Below are 21,536 nucleotides of genomic sequence, written 5' to 3'. Positions count from 1 at the left end.
TTGATTTAGGACGTTTCGATGGGAGAGCTTGAATCAGGAACAAGGCCAAGCGAGACCGCGCGGCGACGAAATTCGTCCAATGCAGTCCGTTCGTCGGGGCCAAGCGTGTAATGCAGATTCTCAGCAAAATAACGGTATAGGTCTTCGTTGGTTAGCCCATGGGCGGCAGCTTCACACGCAGCGATCTCTTCGAGCGATGCGATGCCCTCGTCACGCGACGCTTCGAGCGCAGTCGCTAAATCGCCGACGTCCACCCCGGTACGTGCGACCCACATTGCAAACACAAAGGGTAATTCAGTCCATCGGCACCATCGATCACCCAAATCCCATATTTCTTGGTAACAGCGTGGAGCTGGATGCATCGCGCGATCGCCGATCATCAGCAATGCGTCGGCATCGATCGCCTCAGGCGTCTGCTCCATTGCAAAGGGAACAATCTCGGGCCGAATGCCGTGAATTTCCCACAGCAAAATTTGCAGCAGCGCGGCGCTCGTGCGACTGCCTTCGTCCAATGCCAATCGCTTGATATCGGTGGCCGGAACGCGGCTGAGCAAACGAACACTCCACACCGGGCCTCGGCAACCGATCACGGCATCCGAAACGATGGTATGCGAGGGATCACGCAGGTACTCGACCGAGGGAATTAGGGCCACATCCAATTTGCCGGAGTGCAGATCATCCGCCAATCGGCTGGGCAAATTGAAGGACAACTCGCCACGATCCCCCAAACGCTCGCGCAGCCCCCACACCAACGGCTTGGTATTCAGATACGAAACCGCACCAATGCGAAGCGGAGCGTTCGGCAGTGAAGATGTCATTAGATCTCTTGTTTTGTCGATCAAGGGCGTCGTCGATCGCGTGAACGGCCGTGACCATGCCTTCCCAAATCTTTCGGAGTCCCGAAAACGGAATCGGAAAACGTCACATGTCCACTCTCCAAACCGCAGTCCACTGCGGCGTTTAACGCGAGCGAGAGGGACAACCTACACGATTTGCTGCAATTCGTCCGCAGGGCATCCAACCGTGACGCGAACGCCGCTCTTGGGGTGATGAAATGCGATCGATTCGGCATGCAGCATAATTCGCGTTGGATTCGAGGACCGCAGCCCCGCCGAGGCCCACGCAACCGCGTTTTCAGAACTGTTCTCGCCATACAGCCAATCCCCCAGGATCGGATGGCCTCGCAGTGCCGATTGGATTCGCAATTGATGCATCCGGCCGGTGTGGGGAAACAGCCGAACGAGCGTGCGATCGCGTTCACGGCAATAACGAACGACTTCGACGCGGGTTTCGGCGAACTTTGCCTCGGGATCGTTTTTGGTGGCACGCTCGGCACGTGGCTGATCGGGGACCTTTCTGAGATAGTCCGTCCACAGCGGGTCGACGGGCTCGATTTTCCCCGCAACGACTGCCAAATACTGCTTATCGACCTTCCGCGTTGCGAATTGTTCGGACAGCAGTTTGGCGACCCGTTTTCGCAGTGCGATCAGCACCACACCGCTGACGGGGCGATCGAGTCGATGAACGACCGCGAGATAATCGCTACGATCGGAAAGCTGGGTACGTAAACGCGACTCAAGACTATCGGCGCCTGGGGGCGATTGCGTCGACAGTCCCGCTGGTTTCTCGACGGCCAACATCGACTCGCCGTCCCACAACACCTTGATCGCACTGTCAATCGTCATCCGCAAACATCATCCATCATCATCGCAACTACAATGCGAATCGCATCGTTACGTTTATCATTGTGGTTGTCGTTGCGTGCTTGGCACGTTACCTGCTTCGCACCATCTGAACCACTTAGTTTTGATGCCATACCCGAGCGCACAGCAACCGTCTCGCAACTCAACAACAGCGCACCAACAACAGCGCAAAAAAAACGAGAGATCCCGGCCACGACAATCACTGAAGTAAGTTGTTAAAACACAAGATGTCGTGTTCAAATTACTTCAACAATCGATCGACGGATCTCTCGTACCTTTAATTTGTAAAGAGAGAATCGATCACGTCAAGATGAGTTGTGTTATTGGTGGCAAAATTCAGAGCATCGTTTGGCATGGTTATCGAGTCATCCGATCGCGAAGAACGATCCCCATCACATCGACTTGATTCATTGCAACGGTCATCCTGTGGGAAGACGGAACCGTTTGCGAAGCGACTCACTGCCCTCGAAACACACTCATGCGCACTACCATTGAACCCGCTGCCGACCACCACTATCACTTTGTCACAGGGCGGCTAGCCGAGCATGCGGTGCGAGAGATTGCTGCATCGCTCGCGAAGGAATATTCGTTCACCTATTCCGTCGGAGTGATGCCAATCACGGTGGCCGCATTGATGACATCCAAGTGGCTGCTGCGGCACTTGGACATCCCCGCACCGACGACTCATGTGATCGTGCCGGGCTATCTCGAAGTGGGTTACAACGAATTGCAAAACGGCGTAAAAATACCGGTAATTTGCGGCCCAAAAGACTGCCGGGACCTTCCAGAGGTGTTTGGAAAATCGCGTCCCAAAGTCGTTCCGAGCGAGTACGACATCCAGATCATTGCCGAGATCAATCACGCGCCGCGGATGTCGATTGACACAGTACTAAGCATCGCCAAACAACTGCGTGAATCGGGGGCCGATGTGATCGATTTCGGTTGTGACCCTGCATCGCGCTGTAACACAATCGGCGATTACATCCGTGCCTTGGTCGACACAGGATTAAAAGTTTCGGTTGATACCTTCGACACTTGGGAAGCGAGCGAAGCGACCAAGAATGGAGCATCGCTGGTGTTGTCGGTGAACTCATCGAACTGTGAAGTGGCTAAAGATTGGGGCAGCGAAGTGGTCGTGATTCCAGACCAAGTGGACGACAAAAAAAGTTTTGAAAAAACGATCAATTATTTGGCGAGACATCAAGTTCTGATGCGATTGGACCCGATTTTGGAACCGATCGGCGCAGGGCTCGCTGCGAGTTTGATTCGCTATGCGGACACCCGCCGCGATTACCCCGAACTTGAAATCATGATGGGGATTGGTAATTTGACCGAGTTGACGGAAGTCGATTCGGCAGGCATCAACTTTTTATTGCTCGGTATCTGTCAAGAACTCGGCATTCGCAGTGTGTTGACCACCGAGGTGATCAATTGGGCACGCTCCTCGGTACGTGAATGCGCCGAAGCAAGAAAATTGGTTTATTACAGCGTCAAAAATCGGGTGCCACCGAAGCATTTATCCAATGCATTGGTACAGCTTCGTGATCCAAAACTCAAAGCATTTCCCACCCGCATGCTGCTATCGCTTGCGGCAACGCTGAAAGACAATAACTATCGCATCTATGCCCAAGATGAAACGATTCATTTGTTGTCTGCGGGTATGCACTTACAACGATCGGATCCCTTCGAATTGTTTGATCAATTGATGCAGCGTCCCGAATCGAGCAACGTGGACGCAAGCCACGCGTTCTATCTCGGTTACGAGATGGCCAAAGCGTCGATTGCGCTGCAGTTGGGCAAACAGTACGACCAAGATCAGGCATTACGCTGGGGTATGTTGACCCAAGAAGAGAATCTGCATCGCATCGAGCGTAAAAGTCGCCACCGAAAGTCGTAATTTCAGCGGATGGGAGCCGTCATACTCCTTTGTCGGGTGGTGCTGCCGACAGAACCGATTCAGAGTGCTAAAATCAGGACAGTTGTTTGCTTTACTCAACACATCGCTCTCCCCCCTTAGCTCACGCTTCGTTTTTGGTTCACCGTTATGCCGCGATCACCTTGGTTCCGCTCACCTTCGCCTCGATTTGCTCGTTCGCTTTGCTATAGCGTTTATTTCTCGCTCGCGCTGATTGCCGGCATGTCCTCGGGATGCAGCAACAGCGATACGGCGGACACATCCCAAGCGACCGATGATGCGACGTTACCGCTCACGCAGCCTGGGGAATCCAAGACGGATGCCAATGAGACGGATGTAAGCGGGGCAGGGGAGGGCAGGGCGGATGCGGCAGCGATGGCCCACGATGCCCCTGAAAAGGGCGAATCGCTCGCACCCACTTCACCCGTTGCGATTCCCGATCCATCGACTGCTGCGACCGAGTCCGCAATGGTGGGCGAGGCCATTCCAGTGGGCGAGGCCATTCCAGCAGGCGCTCCGCAGCCCGACAACCAAGCACCGAACTTATTGACGATGGCCGATCCCGTTGGGGCGAGCGAGAGCGTCGATCCTAAACGTCGTCAATTGCGAGCGAACCTGACTCCCGATGAGCTCCATGAATTTTTAGCCGGCGCCGATAGCGACATCCAAGCGATCGCAAGTGGCGCATCGGGAATCCAAGATCCGAAGGAAGCGTTTGCCGAGATGCGGCGAATTTCTCAAATGAAACTCGAGGCCGCGCGTCGCTTGCAGAATCATGCGGACGCCAATGCCGACGCTCGCAGTGATGGTGCACGCGGCGAACTTCAATCGCTTTCACACCTTGCCGCGCTGGGCGATTTGAAATCGGCAATGGAGCTCGAGAAACTCGCTACCGCGAATCTTGATTCGGATGATCCCCGATTGGTGACCGACAGCCGATTGGTTTTAATCGGTTTTGCGATCGAGTCGCTACAAAACGGCGAAGCGGATGCACCGCAACGGATTGTCCAGCAGGTCCAGGGTTTGGCTAACTCCGACGCATCGTCGGACATCCCCGCGATGATGGTAATGGGACAAGCTCGCCAAGTGTTGACTCAATTTAATCATGACGCCGAAGCCAAAGCGGTTCGCAATACGATCATTGAACTGTACGCCGACTCATCCGATCCGCAGATCGCAAAGATGGCGGCTCAATTGGCGGGCAATGTTCAATTCGACGAGATCGATCGATTGCTGGAACAGGCGATCGAAGGCGAAACGATCGCGACAGCCAATTGGACCGATGCGGTCGAAGCGTTACTGATCGCATCGCCAGACCTACAAACGGTGCAGTACTTAGCAGGTGCGGCACTTCAATTCGAAGGGCTCAACCAACCACAGCTTGCCGAGGCAACCTACAAGAAGCTTCAGGAACAATTCCCCGACACCAACACAGCCACCGGGCAAGAGGTTCAGCTAGCGATCGACGCTCGAAAATCGCGTGTCGACGCGATTGGTAAAACGTTTGATCCTGATCTAAAATCAATTGACGGTGGCGAGTTATCGATCGCCGATTATCGCGGCAAAATTGTCTTGATGCCGCTGTGGGCGATGGGGTTTCCGGAATCGTTGCAATTGATTCCTCATCTGCAAGAACTCGAAGAACAATCACCTGAGACGATCGCGATTGTCGGCGTGAACTTGGATCCTGCCGGAGCTCCTGTGGCAGAGTTTGTCCGGCAAAACAAATTGAACTTTTCCAGCTATCGAGCCGAATCGTCAGCGACGGCCGAAGTTCCCAACGAGGTCGCGGCCAGGTTTGGAATGGTATCGATGCCGTTTCTTGTGGTGTTGGATCAAGAGGGCCGCGTCGCATCGATCGATTACACGATCGCACAATTACAACAAACGCTGAAACGACTTCAGAATTAGACGGCCGCGGAAAGTCAATACAGAAAAAAACGATTTACAAATCTTATCAAGCAATGATGGATTCGAAGCGTTCTGAACTACACTGTGTGATTCAATGAGAAGAACTATCCGAATCCTTTTTGTCGGAAGTCATCTTATGTTGAGGACCTGAGATGCAATTTATTGAACTAACAGGAAAAACTTTGTTGGACGTAGTCAACGAAGGCGAAATTGATCTGAAGCAGATGCATGAATCGGGCGTCAACGGCGATTCAATCTTGCGAATCAACAAGTTCGGCGAGATCGAATTGCGTTCGCGTGACGAGTGGATGCTGGTCGGCGGATTGATCGGCCATTTCGAAGACCGTCTGATCTCGTTAACGGGACTCGATTGGGCCGAGTGATCGGGGGTGCAAAATCGACACACAGTCGACCCATTGCTGCAATCGCGACGGACACAACCGACTGGTCCGATCCGTTCGACATACGTCGCCACGCACCGCGTAACAATCGGGAAATACACGCTCTGAAACAAGCCGGTCCACCATCGTTAAACGAATCGATCCTGAGAGCGACCACTTCATCGACGCCTGTGTCGCGATGCGGCCCAGCGTACGCAGCCGCGTGTATCCGAGATGTTCGATCGACGAGCGTCCATCTTTGCTGAACGTGTCGACCAAGCAGCGACGAAACCCGAATTCAGCGGCAAGCTGAAACACCTGTTCCGCCGCCATACACGTTGCCGACTCGCTATCGGCATAGGCGACGGCGACCAATTCGGTGGCTGGTCCGATGCACTGCGACGCCGAATCCCACAGCTGTTTCATCGCGGCGGGCGTCTTGATTCCCGACGGGCCAATCTTGGCAAAATGAAACGCTCGGGGCAGTTGCGACACCACGCCTTGCCAATCCGCGGCTTCGCCCAGTGCGGCGGAAAGCAGCGGTCGCGTGGGGATCACCGGATCATTCGCAATCGCACCCGAGTATTGCAGGCGAATCGACGGAGCCCCCCCCGCCAACGGGGCGATCCCCAGTGCGGCCGCGTGCCAGATTGCGGGGTCGACCGCCGCAAGCGCGCCGCGGCTTGGCTCTTTAAAGTCAATGATCCCCACCCCAGCGGCAACCGCCTCGCGAAACTCAAAACCGTCCCTCACACTGACTAGCAGATCCGTCACAGAACAACACTTTCGCTTTTAAGAGAGGCAGAAACTGGCACGATTGCAGCATAAACCGGATAGGCGATCACAACCAAAGGGGGTAAAGTCGACACTCCTAATGTTATCAAACCACTGCTTTCCTCAACATTCAAAGCCAAGTTTTGAAGTACGAGTCCATCAACAATCACGCGGAGCTCGAAGTTCTCTGTGAAGAGATCGCCAAATGCCGTTTCATCGGATTTGATACCGAGTTTGTATCCGAAGATAGCTACCGTCCAGAACTGTGCTTGATTCAAGTCGCTTTTGGGGACCGCTTGGCGATCATCGATCCCTATCGGGTGGAAACCACCGATCCATTCTGGGAGGTCCTTTCGCAGCCGGGGCGAATCGTCATCGCACACGCCGCTCGCGAAGAAATTCGTTTTTGCTATCGCTTTTCCGGAAAACCGATCGCCGGTCTGTTTGACACCCAATTGGCTGCCGGGTTTGTGGGGATGGAATACCCCGCATCGCTGGCGACATTGGTCCAGCGATTGGTGGGCAAGTCGCTACCGAAAGGCGAAACACGAACCAATTGGCGGCATCGCCCGTTGAGCAAGGATCAGATCACCTACGCGCTGCACGACGTGGTCGATCTCGAGAACATGTACCAACAACTCAACACGATGGTATGTGATCTGAATCGCGAAACGTGGGTCGCCGAAGAAACGGCCAACTTGCAGCAGAAAGTTATCGACGCCGAGACTCGCGAAAATTGGCATCGCGTCAGCGGTTCGTCGGGGCTAAACCCTCGTCAATTAGAAACGGTTCGCCAATTGTGGCTGTGGCGTGAGGACCGTGCTCGCGAGACCGACCGAATTCCACGTCGGGTGATGCGTGACGACTTGCTGGTCGAATTGGCCAAAAAAGCATCAACGAACATCGACAAGATTCGCAGCATCCGCGGTCTCGAGCGACGCGGTTACACCGGCCAATACGAAGCGATTGCCGAGGCGATTCGCGTCGCCTTGGACACGCCGGACGAGGATCTGCCGCGTCGTCCGCGTGGCACCCGCCGCTCGGTTTCACCGATGTTAAGTCAATTTCTATCGACGTCAATCGCGTGCATCAGCCGGCAACACAAACTTGCTCCGCCGATCGTTGGAAACGCGGACGATGTACGTGAATTGTTGGGTTATGAATTGGAACATCGCAAGAACGATCCCGAGCCCTCGCTGTTAAAGGGATGGCGAGGCGACATTGTCGGCAAGTCGTTCCGCAAACTGTTAGCCGGTGAACTCGCGATCCGCGTCGCCGATGTCAGCGAAACACAACCCCTCGAGTTCATCGATGTCAAAGAGTAGACGCGGAAGCAAAACGGCTAGGGCAGCGGTCGCGTTCGCCCCTCGCCGCGAGCTTTTGCCAACGCCGATGACAACCGCTGGACGACTTCGGGATTTTGGCTAGCCAGGTTCTCGGTTTCTGCTTTGTCCTTGGACAAATCAAAGAGTTCATGGACTTTTTTCCCGTCGCTGGTGGAGGCAATCATCTTCCAGTCGCCTGAGCGAATCGCAATCGCATTGTCTTTCGTGTCGCCTTGAATAAAGGCGATCTCGCGAAGCGGTGTGTTGGGATCGGTACCGAGCAGTGCCGGAACGATACTGAACGAATCTTCGCCCGCGTCCTCAGGCAGTTCGGTATCGAGGATCTCGGCCAGGGTAGCCATCATGTCGGTCAAACAAACCAACTGGGTCGATTCGGATTGAGGGGTGATCTTTCCTGGCCACCGCACGATAAAGGGAACCCGGTGGCCGCCTTCGTATGGGGATCCTTTTCCATCATGCCATGGACCGTTGGTGAGGTGCCCAAGTGCCCTCGCGTCTTGCTTGGCTGTTTTGAACCGCTCGCGGATATCATGCGAATCGACCGCCAAGTTCAACTCGACGTTTTGCGTGCCTTTGAAATCTTTCGGACTGTTCCCGTTGTCGCTGGTGAAGACGAGCAAGGTGTTGTCGGCGATCCCCAACTCGTCGAGCGTGTCGATGATTTCGCCCACATGAAAATCGAGTTCCTGCACGTAATCACCAAGCAGCCCCGCTTGGCTTGTCCCACGAAACGGTGCTGCCGGAGTCACATGTGTGTGCGGCGCACAGGGTGTGAAGTAGAGAAAGAACGGTTGTTCTGCGTTCTCTCGGATAAACTCGATTGCCTTTGCCGTTAAATCCGAATCGACTTGATCTTCCACCCGAGGTTTAGCGAGTCCCGAGGGAAACGGTTGCCCCGCGACGACACGTAACTTTTCGCCGGGAACCAAACCGACAAAGTCGTGGTTTTCGACGAAGGCACGGTATTGGTCATTATGATTGGTGGGGACGCCAAAGTGGTAGTGAAAACCGGCTTCTAGCGGCCCAGGGCCCAGCGGATGCTCCCAGTTTTTTCCGTATCCAAGGTGCCATTTGCCGATCGCGGCAGAGCGGTAACCGTGCGACTTGACCAACGATGCGAGCGTCATGCGATCGCGTTCGAGTCGATAGCCATTTCCTTTGCGATGAAGTCGCCAAGGCAGACGTCCCGTCATCAATCCATAGCGTGATGGTGAACAAACCGAAGCCGCGGCATGAGCATCGTGGAACATCATGCCCTGGTTTGCCAACGCATCGATATTCGGAGTCTGGATCTTTGTGGCACCATAACAGCGGATGTCACCATAGCCGAGATCGTCTGCCATGATGATGACAATATTGGGGCGTTGTTCCGCGACCGCTGACGAACCGCAGAAGAGGAACATCAGCGTGAGCAGCCGAATGTTGAATTGCATGAGTCTCTCAATCGTGTGGGGAAGCGATTTCGCAGAAGCCAGAAGACACGTCGCCAGAGATTGGCACACGTGATTATGATACGAAAAAACCCAAAGCGTAAGCCTGTTTTTTACGCTCGATTCATTCGCTGCGAAATGTCCCTGGGGTAACCCGAGACGATTGGCGAGGCAGTGAGAAGTGTGGCATGCGAGTGGTTCGCAGCCGTGCCAATCCGACTAGACCTCTGCATCCAAGATGGCGGCTTAGGGAGTTCACCGTTTTGGCCCAAATGGCAAATGTTCCAGCGGTGGTGTATTGCTGCAACAACAATTTTCACCGATCACTCGGGAGTGGACCTTGCCCAAGATCCACTCCGTTCGTTGCTCGTTTGCTCTCGGCTTGGAACCGATGGCTTTAGCGGGTTTGCACGTCGCTGCTGCGTCGGCTCACGCGGTCGCTTTGAGGACTCATGTAGTGAGTTGCCTCTTCGGCCACCAAGACGGTGTCACCCGAGCGAACTTCGGTGCGGAAGCGATGGTGTCCCGCACGATCTGCCTTAGCGACAACTCGCAAGCGAACCTCTTGACCAGCCCCGATGCGAGGGATTGGATCGAACAAGACTTGTCCGGTCAGCAACTCGCCACTTTGGCCTTCGATCTTGTTCGGTTCGATCCCGTGACTGAATTGAGCCAGGGCACGAATGTCGGTCGCTTCTTTGCTGCCACGGTTTCGCACGATGATTTCGTAGGTCACGTCGGCACCGATCGGAGCCGGGGCAGGGGGGTCGTTGACGGTCAACACAAGGTCCGCAATCGATTCCACTCGGGTTGCCAGTGCGACGCCGGTTTGACCTGCAGCCGAGCCTTTGCAATCGAAGATGAATCGTTGATCGCCAGTGGCGGTCATGTTACAGCGGAATTGGTAGTTGCGACTCGCACCAGGTGCCAGAGCATTGATCTGCCACTTCAGAGCACCTTGCTGAAGCTGAGCTTCCTCGAGTCCGCCGAGGTACTTCACACCGCCAGGCAATTGCAATGTCGCAACGATTCGCTCGCTGATTGCCGAACCGGTGTTCTGGACCTGCAGATTGTAGAGCGATTCGGTGTTTTGGTACTTCAATTCGGGACCGGTTAACACCGCTTCGAGTTTGGCCGAGGCCACGCGGATTGTCTTTTCGGCTTCCGCACGAAGATCGAGATCTCCCGATGCCATGCCGTGGATCTTCAGATCGACGAGGTCTTGGGCAGTCAACTCGACTTCGAATTGAGCTTCTTTGCCTGCAGGGATGTCACCGATTCGCTGAGTTTGTGGAGTTGCCGAGTTAGGCGACAGCGTGAAGACCACGTTAGGGGCGGTTCCATCGCCGGGATTCAAAACACGAACCGTGTAGGTTTGCGATTGACCATAGATGACTTCCTCAGGTCCTTCGATCGTCAGATCCAAGCGAGGTTCCTGGACCCGCACCGTCGCGGTGGCATGCTGAGGCGTCATCGTCCAATCGACGTCCAAGTCATGGGTACCGCTTCGTTCGGCTCGCAACCGTACAAACATTCGCTCGACCGAACCGGCGGGTAACGAATCAATCGTCCATACTAAACGCTCCGAGCTACCTTGGGTTTGGTTGTCGATATGGCCTTGCGAGGCGTTGTGACCATGGATCTCGGCCCAATCAGGGATCATCGCACGGACCAGGACGCCTTGGGCATCGATCGCCCCTCGGTTCTCGACACGAATCTCGTATTGTTGAGTTTGGCGGATCATGATTTCACCCGGACCAAACGTCACCACTCGAATGCCTGGCAATTCCGAAGCGATCGAATTTTGGCCCTGCATCAGCTCACGTTGTGAATCCAATCCGTCCGATCGGCTCGTGCCGGTTCGCATCGAATTGGCACGTTGCGAATCATAACGAGGTTGAGCAAAGTTGTCGCCAGAGTAGTTACCGGTCGACGAGTCCGAGTTGCCGCCATAGTTATCCATATCGTGCAGTCGAGTTGGCTTTGTCACGGAGTTTGACGAAGCATCAGCCACCTGTGGAACACCGACGGGTTGACCGAACGTGACCATTTTTTCGGTTCGTACGTTGAAGCCGTCACCGCGGCTGGACGATGCATCCGAATTGTCGCTGGATTGACCAGCAAGTCCGGAACCAACCGGAGCCATGATTTGGCTGGCGGCAGCCGCGTCGCTTTGCGTGGGCACCAATTGGCTAGGTCCAAAGGCACTGACGGGAGGTCCCGCACGATGCGAGATCGTTTGAGCGGACGACTTCGGTGCAAGCTGGCTATCCGGTGCAGGCAGTGTCGATGCCGGGGACGGCACCGTCATGTTCGGTGTTTGATAATCGGCCGATGGGGCTGGAACCGCAGCAACGGCGTTGGATGGTGACGCGGCGGCAGCTGGCATTCCCAGCGAGGCGGGTGCTGCGGTAGGAGCCGTCGGTGCGATGGCGTTGGTCGGAGCTTTCGCGATGGCCGGTGCAGGTGTTGGTGCAGCTGCCGGTGCTGGAACCGGAGTCGTCGTAGGTGGGTTCACCGCCACTTCCGGCTTAGCGACGGATGGCAGGGGCAATTCGGCCGACGGGGTCGGAACTGGTTTGGCCGCAACCTTGGCCGAAGCCCCAGCACCGCTGCCACGACGCGAACTCGATCCCGAGCTGTTGCCTTCCGAAACGCTGGCCTTCGGTTTCGCAGCCAGCTTGGTCTCGGCGACCGATTCCGCGGATTCAATTTCTCGGCGAACGACTTTAGGAACAAGTTCTGGAGTTGGCTTGGCAGTCGCAGCGATCGAAGCCGTCGCGGCGGGGCTGGTCGACTTCGCAGCCGGTGTGATCTCGGCCGGATCGAGAGCTTCCAGCGAACGACGTCCGCTGCGGCGGCTGCTCGTTTCACTCGACAGCGCGTTTGTGTCGTGCGTGGTGCGGCTGAAGGTTTCGCGAGGAATGACACGAGCGGTTGAAGGGGGGGCTGCGAGAGCTTCGCTACGATCGCGAGCAACGAGCACCGAGTCCGACGGCGGCGTGGGAACGCGGGACGCTGTCTTCGGGGACGACGCTGTGGGAGTGGAAACCGGACTAGCCTGTAGCGGCGCCGGAGCACGGCCACGAATCACACGCGCGGTGCTGCCTTGGCGGGGGTCGCGAATCGGAGTACGAGTATCGGTTTCCGGTGCGGTGGTACCACGATGGTACGGAATGCCGCTCCAATCCGCCGGGGCACGATCGGCAGTGGTCTGGCTCGTCGACGCCGCACGCGATTGGGTGTGCGAAGACGAAGTCGAGGTGGAACTCGAAGACCGACCGAACAATCCACTGAGGATTCCTCGCGACTCGGTATTGTGTTGGATGTGGTTGTGTGAGTTGTTTGCAGCAAGCGAATAGAACAGATTAGGTGCCGTTTTCGTCGGAGCCTGCTTCGTTTGCTGATCAGCGACCTGAGCAATTTTTCCGCTTTGCCCCGTCGACTGAAACGCCGCCTGCGTCGCGGTTGGGCTCTGCCCCATCGCTGCGGAGGACATCAAACAGGCAAATGGGATGGCGAATAGCTTCGAAGCCACTAGCATTTTGCGATTGCCGCGCATGCCTACATCTCACGATTTTAGAAAGGAAATTGGATCTTTGGATTCATCGTCTTTTTCGCCCAGCATGGTCCAATAAAATTTGACGGTTATGCCGATTTTGCATCGCGGGGGTGGGACCGGTACAACCAACACGCCGGCAAGGGCACCTAACCGCCCGATTTCCCAAGCGTTACAATTACGTCTCGTCATATCCCTTCCTGTCTGCCATCCCCCGAACCAGCGAAAAAGTAAAACGACATGAGTCGACGCGAAAAAATCGAAGCCATGCTAGCAGACGAGCCCAACGACACGTTCCTGCGGTATAGCTTGGCGATGGAGCACAAGAGCGAAGGCGACTTTGCCGAGAGTCTGAGACGTTTGGAGGAACTGACACACGACGATCCTCCGTATGTGCCGGCGTTTTTTATGGCCGGTCAGATCCTGGCCGACCTTGCGATGGAAGATCCCACGCGTTTGGATGAGTCACGGGCATTTTTGCGTGATGGCATCGACCAGGCACGCAGCCAAGGCGACGCTCATGCCGCCGCAGAGATGAGCGAATTGCTATCATCGCTCGGCGAGCGAGGCGAATTGTAGAAGGGCAGGGGGCTGCAAATTTTTTTTTTCTTCTTTCCCTTTGAACCAATAACCCTAGGCAAGTCCCGTGGCGGCCGACCAAAGCCATGCGATTGTTCTTCGCACTACGGAATTTAGCGAAACAAGTCTCGTTGTGACGCTATTCACACGCGACTTTGGGCGGTTATCGGCGATCGCCAAAGGGGCTCGGCGGCCCAAAGGTCCCTTCGAAGGTTCGCTTGACCTGTTAGCGGTTTGTCGTGTAGTCGTTCATCGTAAGAGTAGCGATGCGCTCGATTTATTGACCGAAGCGAAACTGCATCGACGTTTTCGCGGGGCCGATCGTTCGCTCGCTCGCGTTTACGCTGGCTACTACGTCGCTGAAATATTGCGGCTGATGACTGATGACCATGACCCTCATGTTGATGTTTACGATTTGACGATTTCAGTCTTGAACCAGATTGATGGCGTCGGCGATGTTGCCTCGACCATCCTTTTTTACGAAGCCCAGATGCTGCGGTTGCTTGGCCACGCGCCGGGGACCGATCGCTGCACGGACTGTGGAAAAGAGATGGCAACGACGGCATCGCGGATTCCGTTTGCATTGGCGACCGGAGGCATCGTCTGTTCGAGCTGTGCACCGCGTCAGCATCAATTGATTTCCGTTCGCAACGTGGTGATTCAGCAATTACGAGATTTGGTCGATTCCAAAACGTCGCTGCCAACCTTGGTTTCCGCCCACGTTTATGGGGAGCTTAGAGCGGTGATGAGCCGATACATACAAACGATCGTGGGCAGAGTGCCCCGAACGCAGTACTTGCTGCCGCAGTCGGTGCAAACCGAGACTCTGCCGTCTGCCTCGAATCCTACGGAACCGACCGCATGAAGCGATACGACCAAACCATGCATCTATTGCTACCAAATTCGATCCGTCAATGGATTCTCACTTGCGAGGATCGCGTCACGCGTCAAGCGATGCCGCGTCTTGTCGGCACGCCCCGCTGGATTGCCACGGCGATCGCGGTTTGCACGTTCGGCGGGACGGTGGGTTGCCAGTCCTTTTCGCGGCCGCCCAGTTTGTTTCCATCGAAGTCGGCGCTCTATGACGTGCCCGATGAAGAGGGCGTTCGCCAAGCTTCGGCAACCAATTCGTTTGGCGACACCGCACGAAAAAACACGACTCGCGTCGTGAACTTCGTCACGATGCGTGAACAGGAAAACGTGACGAAGGCAAAAGACCTTTACAAGCAAGGCGATACCGTTTTCCGGCAAGCCGAGACGATGAACGACGAAGAGGCCAAGGCGACCTTTCACAAGGCCGCCAAATTGTTTCGCCGAGCCAACGAAGCATCGCCGGGTACTGCGCTGCAGCAGGACGCGATGTTTATGCAGGCCGAAAGTTTGTTCTTTGCCGATCGCTTGAACGAGGCGAGTGAAGCCTACACCGAACTGCAAAAAGCCTATCCACGCAATCGCCACAACGACCGCATCACCGCTCGATTGTTCAGCATCTCGCGATACTGGATCGACACCGAAAAAGCGACCGAGGGCAAGTGGAAGTTTTTGAACCTGACCGACCACAAACGCCCGATCACGGACGCCGACGGTCATGCCATCCGTGTGCTGGACCAAATTCGTTACGACGACCCGACCGGCAAATTGGCGGACGACGCAACCATGGCTGCCGCAGCGGAAAACATTCGCCAGGGCAAATTTGAAAAGGCCGACGAATTCCTCACGGATTTGCGGGAAACCTACACCGACAGCGAGCACTTGTTTCTCGCCCATTTGCTCGGTATCCGCTGCAAGCTCGAGATGTACGCGGGGCCTGCCTACAGTGGTTTGGTGCTGGATGAAGCCGACAAGATTGTCGAGCAAACTCGCACTCGGTTCCCCGACAAACTGCGTGACGAAAAATACTCTGACATTCTTGCGCGTGCCGCCGCAGAGATCTCCTTTCATCGCGCCGAACGCTTGGCCACCCGAGCTCGCTTTCGCGAAAACAAGAAAGAGTATGGTGCCGCCCGCTACTACTACAACGAACTGCTCAAGTCACACCAAGACACGCCCCATGCCGAGACGGCTCGCACTCGATTGGCAGCGATCGAAAAACTGCCGGACGTGCCGACGCCACAACTTGCTTGGCTGACGACGGTGTTCCCGGACTCCAAAGCATCCACGCCGCTTGAAACCACCTTTGACAACGGCCAAGAGCGTCCTGAGACCGATAGCCCCACCATGCTAAGGTAAACGACGACTGTGAATCGAATCGTCAAACCTATCGACGCGACTGTTCGCAGCATGCTGTTGCTGGGCATCACGCTATCGCTATCGATCATAGGCGGATGTTCGCTGTATCAGTACGGCCCTTCGTCGCTGTACCGATCGGATGTTCGCACCGTGCACGTTCCGATTGTTCGTAACGAAACGTTCCGTCACGACCTGGGACCGCGATTGTCACTGGCAATCGTGACCGAAATTGAAAGTCGCACGCCGTTTAAAGTCGTCTCGGACCCTGGGGCCGACAGCACGCTGTTGGTTGTCTTGACCAGCGAAAACAAAAACGTGCTGTCGGAAACCAGCTCGGATGATCCGCGTGCTCTCGACGCGACGCTGACCGCGCGAGCGGATTGGGTCAGCCGTCAAGGCGAGAAGTTGTTCCAGAACACCGTCGCTCCCAACAGTGGCTCGGTGATCTCGTTCAGCCAAGACTCGCGATTTGTACCCGAAGCAGGCCAGTCGATCGATACAGCCATGCAGGCGACGATCGAAAAACTTGCCCAGCGAATTGTTTCTCAGATGGAACTTCGTTGGTAAGTCTATCCGTTGTAGAATGCAGCGATGTTCTGCCAAGGAACGCGTCGCACTTCTCTTCTACACACGTGATGGCAATCTCAAGTTAATGTCTGCAACGGACTCGGCCTCGGACCATGGCCCCGATAATACAACGGATCAGCGGGCCCAATCCAATCAAACTCATTCCAACTGGGCGCATTGCAATCGGTGCGACCACTGGGACATTGGCACACGGCGACTCACGTTTGGTCGTCTGCCGCTGGTGATGGGGATTTTGAATGTCACCCCGGATAGTTTTTCCGATGGGGGGCGTCACCGGCGCGTTGACGTTGCCGTCGCCGCGGCGCTGCAAATGCAAGCCGATGGGGCGGCAATTATTGATATTGGCGGTGAGAGCACACGACCCTACAGCGACGTGGTCGATTGCCAAGAAGAAATCGCTCGTGTGTTGCCGGTGATCGAGCAATTATCGGGGCAGCTGACGATCCCGATCAGCGTTGATACATCCAAGGCCGAAGTCGCCAAACGAGCTCTCGATGCCGGCGCCGAGATCATCAATGACGTGACGGGGCTCGAAGGGGATCCGTCGATGGGAGAGCTGGCGCGGGAACGCGGCGTCGGTGTCTGCGTGATGCACATGCGGGGAACACCGCAAACGATGCAAGACGATCCACGCTACGAAGATGTCGTGGCCGAGATCGAGCGTTATCTGCAAGAGCGACTGCGTTGCTGCGAACGGATCGGAATCCGCCGAGACCGGGTGTGTTTGGATCCCGGGATCGGTTTCGGCAAGACCCACCAGCACAACTTGATGCTGCTACGTGCGACTCGTCGATTCGTCCAACTCGGTTCGCCCTTATTGATTGGGCATTCACGCAAGGGCTTTATCGGGAATCGGATCGGCGACAAAAATGCCGACCGTACGGCAGGCACGCTAGGAGTTTCCTTGGCGATGGCCGTAGCGGGAGCGCAAGTGATCCGCGTTCACGATGTCAAACCAACCGTGGATGCCCTGACTCTTTTCGAAGCCTCGGGCGGTCTCGATTAGCGAGCCTGTTTGGGCGTCGTCTCGCCCCGTTTGGGCTCACGGTTTTGCTCATTCGCCGCCGGGGCGTTTTTCGTCGATGACGACGAGGGCCCGGTTACGAAGAGTTGCCCCGTATCGACCGTTCCGTTGGCACTGACCTGAAACGTATCCTTCAAACCATGAACGGTTTGAACGGTGTAGGTTGCTAGATTAATCATCTTCGGTTCCCCTGCTGCCCAACGCAGATTGACGTTTAGTACTTTAAAAGTATTCGCCTATTTCCTACGACATCTCCGAACAAACTGACACCGAATTGCCAGAAGTGAGACTCTAGGAATCAGTTTATCACGAATGATCTGAATAGTCGCATCAAAATCAGGTCCATGGCAATGTGGAAATCCAAAGTCAATGGAGTACAATCATCCGTAAAGCCCCGTCATGGTAGCCACGGCAAACACAAGGCAACGTGTCGGGGATACAATTGTTTCGACAAGCGCGTTCCGAAAACTTTCCTAAATCCGGCCAATCCGAAAAGACTCGCTCGACCGCAAAAATAATCGACTCGGCGGGTGGCTTTTTTTGGATGTCGATCCGCACGAAATGATCGAGCCGGAGCCTCGTTTTGATTTGATCCCCGCTCCTACACCTCCCATCCCGAAGCGACCTGTTTATGACCTTCCACACCTTGATTCGCGGCTTGCTGATCGGCATCAGCATGGCAGCCGCCTTATCGACAACGCAACGTGCTGAAGCGGAGCCAACGCGGCCTAACATTCTGTGGATCACTAGCGAGGACAATGGACCGCAACTGGGGTGTTACGGCGACACCTATGCAGACACACCCAATATTGACGCCTTGGCAGCAAAGTCGTTGCGGTTTCGACACTGTTGGTCCAACGCCCCCGTCTGTGCTCCGGCCCGGACAACCATCATCTCTGGTATGCATGCAACCAGCCTGGGCGGCCACCACATGCGAAGTGGGGTTCGTTTGCCAGCCGATGTGAAACTGTATCCGCAAGTGCTTCGCGAGGCAGGCTACTACTGCACCAACCACTCCAAAACCGATTACAACTTTGCCAACGACGACGCGGGTTGGCAAAAGGGGGGTGGAAAATCACCATGGCGAAGTCGTCCAACCGAGGCGACGCCGTTTATGTCGGTGATCAATTTCACCGTCAGCCACGAAAGCCAAATTCGCAAACGTCCGCATACCTTGGTACACGATCCTGCCAAAGCCCCCCTGCCTAAATACCACCCGGATACACCCGAGGTGCGTCATGACTGGGCCCAGTACTACGACAAGTTGACCGAGATGGACAAGATGGTGGGCGGCGTCCTGAAAGACCTCGAAGCGGACGGTCTCGCGGATTCGACAATCATCTTTTATTACGGCGACCACGGCAGCGGGATGCCTCGCAGCAAGCGTTGGCCGTTTGATTCGGGATTGCGTGTACCGTTGTTGGTCCATGTTCCCGAGCAATTTCGCTCGCTTGCCCCCACAGATTACTTACCCGGTGGCGAGTCGGCTCAATTGGTCTCGTTCGTCGATTTGGCCCCTACGGTGATCAGCTTGGCCGGGGTAAAACCGCCAGCGAACATGCAGGGCGTTCCGTTCGCAGGATCATTTGCGGGCCCCGCAAAACCGTATCTGTACGGTTGGCGTGGACGAATGGACGAGCGTATCGACATGGTCCGCAGCTGTACCGATGGCCGCTATGTCTATATGCGACATTTCTATCCAGAGCGTCCGTATTTGAAACATGTCGATTACATGTTCCAAACGCCCACAACTCGCATTTGGAAACAGATGTTTGATGAAGGCAAATTGAACGAGGACCAAGCAAAGTTTTGGCAGCCCAAACCGGTCGAAGAATTATTTGACTTACAAAGTGATCCCGATGAGGTCAAAAACCTTGCTGGTGATGCAGCACACGCGGATCGCGTTAGCATGATGCGAGATGCCGTTCACCGCTGGATGATTGAAACCGGCGACATGGGGATGTTCCCCGAAGCCGAGATGCACCGCGTGGTCGCGGAAGACCAATCGCCTCGCGAATTTGCATTAAACCATTCCGGGTTAATGACACGTCTTGCTGAAACCGCGTTGGACGCGACGGACGTCGCCAGCGACATGAGCACCGAAAAAGCGATCGAGCTTTCGGCTGACCCAGAGGCGGTGATTCGCTTTTGGGCGGTCCGCGGCATCGGACTTCGCAACGCAACCACCCCCGCCGCAATCCAAGCGGTCAAGCGTGCAATGCATGATGAATCGCCAAGCGTCGCGATCGCGGCGTGTGAAGCAATTCAAATCATCGAAGGCAAAGCTGAGCAGCAAGCCGCGACCGAGCGGCTATTGGAATTGGCCAACGTCCAAACCGTCGGGCACTTCGCCGCGATCGAGGCATTGAACGTGCTCGACATGGGGGCTCCGCTTGATGCGAAGCTGAAGCAAAAGATCGCGGCGTTGCCGCGATCTTTGAAAAAGCCACCCCCACGTGTCGGCAAGTACGTCGGCCGCCTGATCGACGACATCGGCGTGGTGACGCCGTAATGGCTTAGGACTCTGGGTCGACAGATCGCGACGAACTCGCGACGATAACAGGCAGACGTTTTCACTATTTGCTTGTTTGGGTTGAGATTGGTTTGATGGAAATTCTTGGCGGTCCTCTATTCAGCGTTGCCGGTGCGGGCGAATCGCATGGTCCGGCCGTGACGACGATTGTGTTTGGCTGCCCGGCGGGGCAAATGATTCGCCGCGCCGATGTACAAAAATACCTCGACCGCCGACGCCCAGGCGGAAACAAGCACGGAACGCCACGGAACGAGAAAGACAAAGTCGTCTTTCTGTCGGGGCTATTCCAAAACGACACTGATCAATTGCTCGGCGGCGGCAAGGTCACGGTCCAACTTGACGGCGACACGTACGAAAGCGAAGCGTACGAAGAGGGCTACACGACCGGCGAACCGATTGCCGCAATCGTGCTGTCAACCTCGAAAAAGTCAGGCGATTACACCCAGTTCGCTGGCCCCACCGGCGAAGTCCGACCGGGACACACCGATCTCGTCAAATTCCATAAATCCGGCGGGTTCGTCGATGTCCGCGGTGGCGGCCGATCTAGCTACCGAGCCACGATCTCGGATGTCGTGGGCGGCTCGATCGCCCGTATCCTGTTGGCTGAGAAATTTGGCACTGTGATTCTGTCGTCCATCTCGCAAGTCGGATCGCTGAAGGCAAAACAGAGTTTGGCCGATCGAATCGCCGAGTTGATGCCAGACGGACAGCGGCAACCGATTGCGGCCGACACGATCGCTAAACTCGAAGAATCATTGACCTCGGCGACCATCCATTCGATCGATTCCGAGTTCGCCGAGGAAGCAGGCGAGCTGATCAAACAGACACGGATTAAAGGTGATTCGCTTGGGGCGATGGTCGAAGTGGTCGCCGTCAATGTGCCGCCGCTGCTGGGGGACCCGCTGTACCAAAGCTTGAAAGTCCGCTTGATGGGGGCCCTGGGTGGGCTGAATGCGGTGCAGTCCTGCGAAGTCGGTGCGGGACGCGAGGTTGTCGAGCGATTCGGCAGCGACAACAACGACCCGATCCGCAGCAGCGGCTATGTCCGCAACAGCCACGGCGGCATGATCGGCGGGATCACGACCGGAATGCCACTGGTGATGCAAGTCGGATTCAAACCGACGTCGACGATCAATCAGCCGCAAGCATCGGTTCGCAAGAACCTGGAAGAGATCGATTTTGAATTGGTCAAAGGACGCCACGACCCCTGTGTCGGCGTTCGCGCCGGCGTGACGCTCGAGTCGCGAGTGGCGATCGAGCTGCTGAACGCCGCGATGTCGCACCAAGCGAGCCAACTGTCGAGCGATCTCTCGCAGCTGTTTTAGGCTGCGAGCTGGCTAAGAGGATCGTTCCATGCTGCCTCTTCTCAGTTGCGGACGTCCACTTCTAACACAACGAGCCCCACCGGAGAGCCGGCTACCGCCGACTCTGACCTCCCCACGGGGGAGGTAAATCCTCCCTCTCTCCCTCTCTCCCTCTCTCCCTCTCTCCCTCTCTCCCTCTCTCCCTCTCTCCCTCTCTCCCTCTCTCCCTCTCTCCCTCTCTCCCTCCCCGTAACGGTCGTT

The 21,536-nt window shown here is 55.9% G+C and carries 19 protein-coding genes; 11 read left to right on the top strand and 8 right to left on the bottom strand.

Annotated elements, in window-relative coordinates:
- Positions 1-5: 5 nt before the first annotated feature.
- From ABX962_RS00095 to ABX962_RS00085, 3 genes are all read right to left on the bottom strand, one after another.
- A complete protein-coding gene (locus ABX962_RS00095; protein WP_372715436.1) occupies positions 6-818 on the bottom strand; it encodes a menaquinone biosynthetic enzyme MqnA/MqnD family protein in 813 nt (270 codons plus the stop codon).
- 165 nt (positions 819-983) lie between these two features.
- Positions 984-1,685 carry an RluA family pseudouridine synthase gene (locus tag ABX962_RS00090; RefSeq protein ID WP_372715434.1) on the bottom strand — a complete coding sequence of 234 codons (702 nt, stop codon included), beginning with the start codon at positions 1,683-1,685 and terminating at the stop codon, positions 984-986.
- Positions 1,682-1,906: a hypothetical protein gene (locus ABX962_RS00085; RefSeq protein ID WP_372715432.1), complete on the bottom strand. Its 225-nt coding sequence runs from the start codon at positions 1,904-1,906 to the stop codon at positions 1,682-1,684. Before ABX962_RS00085 ends, ABX962_RS00090 begins: the two co-directional genes overlap by 4 nt.
- Positions 1,907-2,181: 275 nt before the next feature.
- On the opposite strand from ABX962_RS00085, the gene ABX962_RS00080 reads away from it, so the two are divergent.
- The 3 genes from ABX962_RS00080 to ABX962_RS00070 all read left to right on the top strand — a co-directional run bounded on the left by ABX962_RS00080 (position 2,182) and on the right by ABX962_RS00070 (position 5,912).
- Positions 2,182-3,600, top strand: coding sequence for a DUF6513 domain-containing protein (locus ABX962_RS00080; protein ID WP_372715430.1), 1,419 nt, complete (start codon positions 2,182-2,184; stop codon positions 3,598-3,600).
- A 147-nt stretch (positions 3,601-3,747) separates the two neighbouring features.
- On the top strand, positions 3,748-5,529 hold the full coding sequence (locus ABX962_RS00075) for a TlpA family protein disulfide reductase (RefSeq protein ID WP_372715428.1): 1,782 nt from the start codon (positions 3,748-3,750) through the stop codon (positions 5,527-5,529).
- A gap of 152 nt (positions 5,530-5,681) precedes the next feature.
- Complete coding sequence (locus tag ABX962_RS00070; protein ID WP_339937162.1) at positions 5,682-5,912, top strand: hypothetical protein; 231 nt, start codon at positions 5,682-5,684, stop codon at positions 5,910-5,912.
- On the opposite strand, the gene ABX962_RS00065 is transcribed toward ABX962_RS00070, so the two are convergent.
- A complete protein-coding gene (locus tag ABX962_RS00065) occupies positions 5,886-6,683 on the bottom strand; it encodes a (5-formylfuran-3-yl)methyl phosphate synthase (protein ID WP_372715426.1) in 798 nt (265 codons plus the stop codon). The genes ABX962_RS00070 and ABX962_RS00065 overlap by 27 nt on opposite strands.
- A 143-nt stretch (positions 6,684-6,826) precedes the next feature.
- On the opposite strand from ABX962_RS00065, the gene ABX962_RS00060 reads away from it, so the two are divergent.
- Positions 6,827-8,008 carry a ribonuclease D gene (locus ABX962_RS00060; protein ID WP_372715424.1) on the top strand — a complete coding sequence of 394 codons (1,182 nt, stop codon included), beginning with the start codon at positions 6,827-6,829 and terminating at the stop codon, positions 8,006-8,008.
- A gap of 17 nt (positions 8,009-8,025) precedes the next feature.
- Here ABX962_RS00060 and ABX962_RS00055 read toward each other — a convergent pair whose 3' ends face one another.
- Together ABX962_RS00055 and ABX962_RS00050 are read right to left on the bottom strand one after the other, a co-directional pair.
- Positions 8,026-9,462, bottom strand: a complete 1,437-nt coding sequence (locus ABX962_RS00055; RefSeq protein ID WP_372715423.1) for an arylsulfatase — start codon at positions 9,460-9,462, stop codon at positions 8,026-8,028.
- A 394-nt stretch (positions 9,463-9,856) separates the two neighbouring features.
- Positions 9,857-12,997, bottom strand: coding sequence for a hypothetical protein (locus ABX962_RS00050; RefSeq protein WP_372715421.1), 3,141 nt, complete (start codon positions 12,995-12,997; stop codon positions 9,857-9,859).
- A 261-nt stretch (positions 12,998-13,258) separates the two neighbouring features.
- Here ABX962_RS00050 and ABX962_RS00045 point away from each other — a divergent pair, with 261 nt between their 5' ends.
- The 5 genes from ABX962_RS00045 to folP all read left to right on the top strand — a co-directional run bounded on the left by ABX962_RS00045 (position 13,259) and on the right by folP (position 17,420).
- Positions 13,259-13,597, top strand: a complete 339-nt coding sequence (locus ABX962_RS00045) for a hypothetical protein (protein WP_372715419.1) — start codon at positions 13,259-13,261, stop codon at positions 13,595-13,597.
- A gap of 67 nt (positions 13,598-13,664) precedes the next feature.
- Entirely contained in the window at positions 13,665-14,462 is a 798-nt protein-coding gene (recO, locus tag ABX962_RS00040; protein WP_372715417.1) for a DNA repair protein RecO, read from the top strand.
- Positions 14,459-15,826 carry a tol-pal system YbgF family protein gene (locus ABX962_RS00035; protein WP_372715415.1) on the top strand — a complete coding sequence of 456 codons (1,368 nt, stop codon included), beginning with the start codon at positions 14,459-14,461 and terminating at the stop codon, positions 15,824-15,826. The genes recO and ABX962_RS00035 overlap by 4 nt, the downstream gene beginning before the upstream one ends.
- Before the next feature lie 9 nt (positions 15,827-15,835).
- Positions 15,836-16,393, top strand: a complete 558-nt coding sequence (lptE, locus tag ABX962_RS00030) for an LPS assembly lipoprotein LptE (RefSeq protein WP_372715413.1) — start codon at positions 15,836-15,838, stop codon at positions 16,391-16,393.
- 244 nt (positions 16,394-16,637) lie between these two features.
- Entirely contained in the window at positions 16,638-17,420 is a 783-nt protein-coding gene (folP, locus tag ABX962_RS00025) for a dihydropteroate synthase (RefSeq protein ID WP_372715500.1), read from the top strand.
- Here folP and ABX962_RS00020 read toward each other — a convergent pair.
- The gene (locus ABX962_RS00020; RefSeq protein ID WP_372715411.1) at positions 17,417-17,617 is read right to left on the bottom strand and encodes a hypothetical protein; all 201 of its coding nucleotides are present in this window, start codon (positions 17,615-17,617) and stop codon (positions 17,417-17,419) included. The genes folP and ABX962_RS00020 overlap by 4 nt on opposite strands.
- Before the next feature lie 452 nt (positions 17,618-18,069).
- Between ABX962_RS00020 and ABX962_RS00015 the strand changes: the two genes are divergently transcribed.
- Together ABX962_RS00015 and ABX962_RS00010 are read left to right on the top strand one after the other, a co-directional pair.
- The gene (locus ABX962_RS00015) at positions 18,070-19,950 is read left to right on the top strand and encodes a sulfatase-like hydrolase/transferase (protein WP_372715410.1); all 1,881 of its coding nucleotides are present in this window, start codon (positions 18,070-18,072) and stop codon (positions 19,948-19,950) included.
- A 95-nt stretch (positions 19,951-20,045) separates the two neighbouring features.
- On the top strand, positions 20,046-21,296 hold the full coding sequence (locus tag ABX962_RS00010) for a chorismate synthase (protein WP_372715408.1): 1,251 nt from the start codon (positions 20,046-20,048) through the stop codon (positions 21,294-21,296).
- A gap of 41 nt (positions 21,297-21,337) precedes the next feature.
- Here the strand turns inward: ABX962_RS00010 and ABX962_RS00005 are convergent.
- Positions 21,338-21,536 (bottom strand): hypothetical protein (locus tag ABX962_RS00005; RefSeq protein ID WP_372715406.1); only part of this gene is annotated, 199 nt, incomplete at its 5' end.

The organism is Novipirellula sp., assembly GCF_041583735.1.
Lineage (GTDB): Bacteria > Planctomycetota > Planctomycetia > Pirellulales > Pirellulaceae > Novipirellula.
This window is presented reverse-complemented; position numbering and strand designations above follow the sequence as displayed.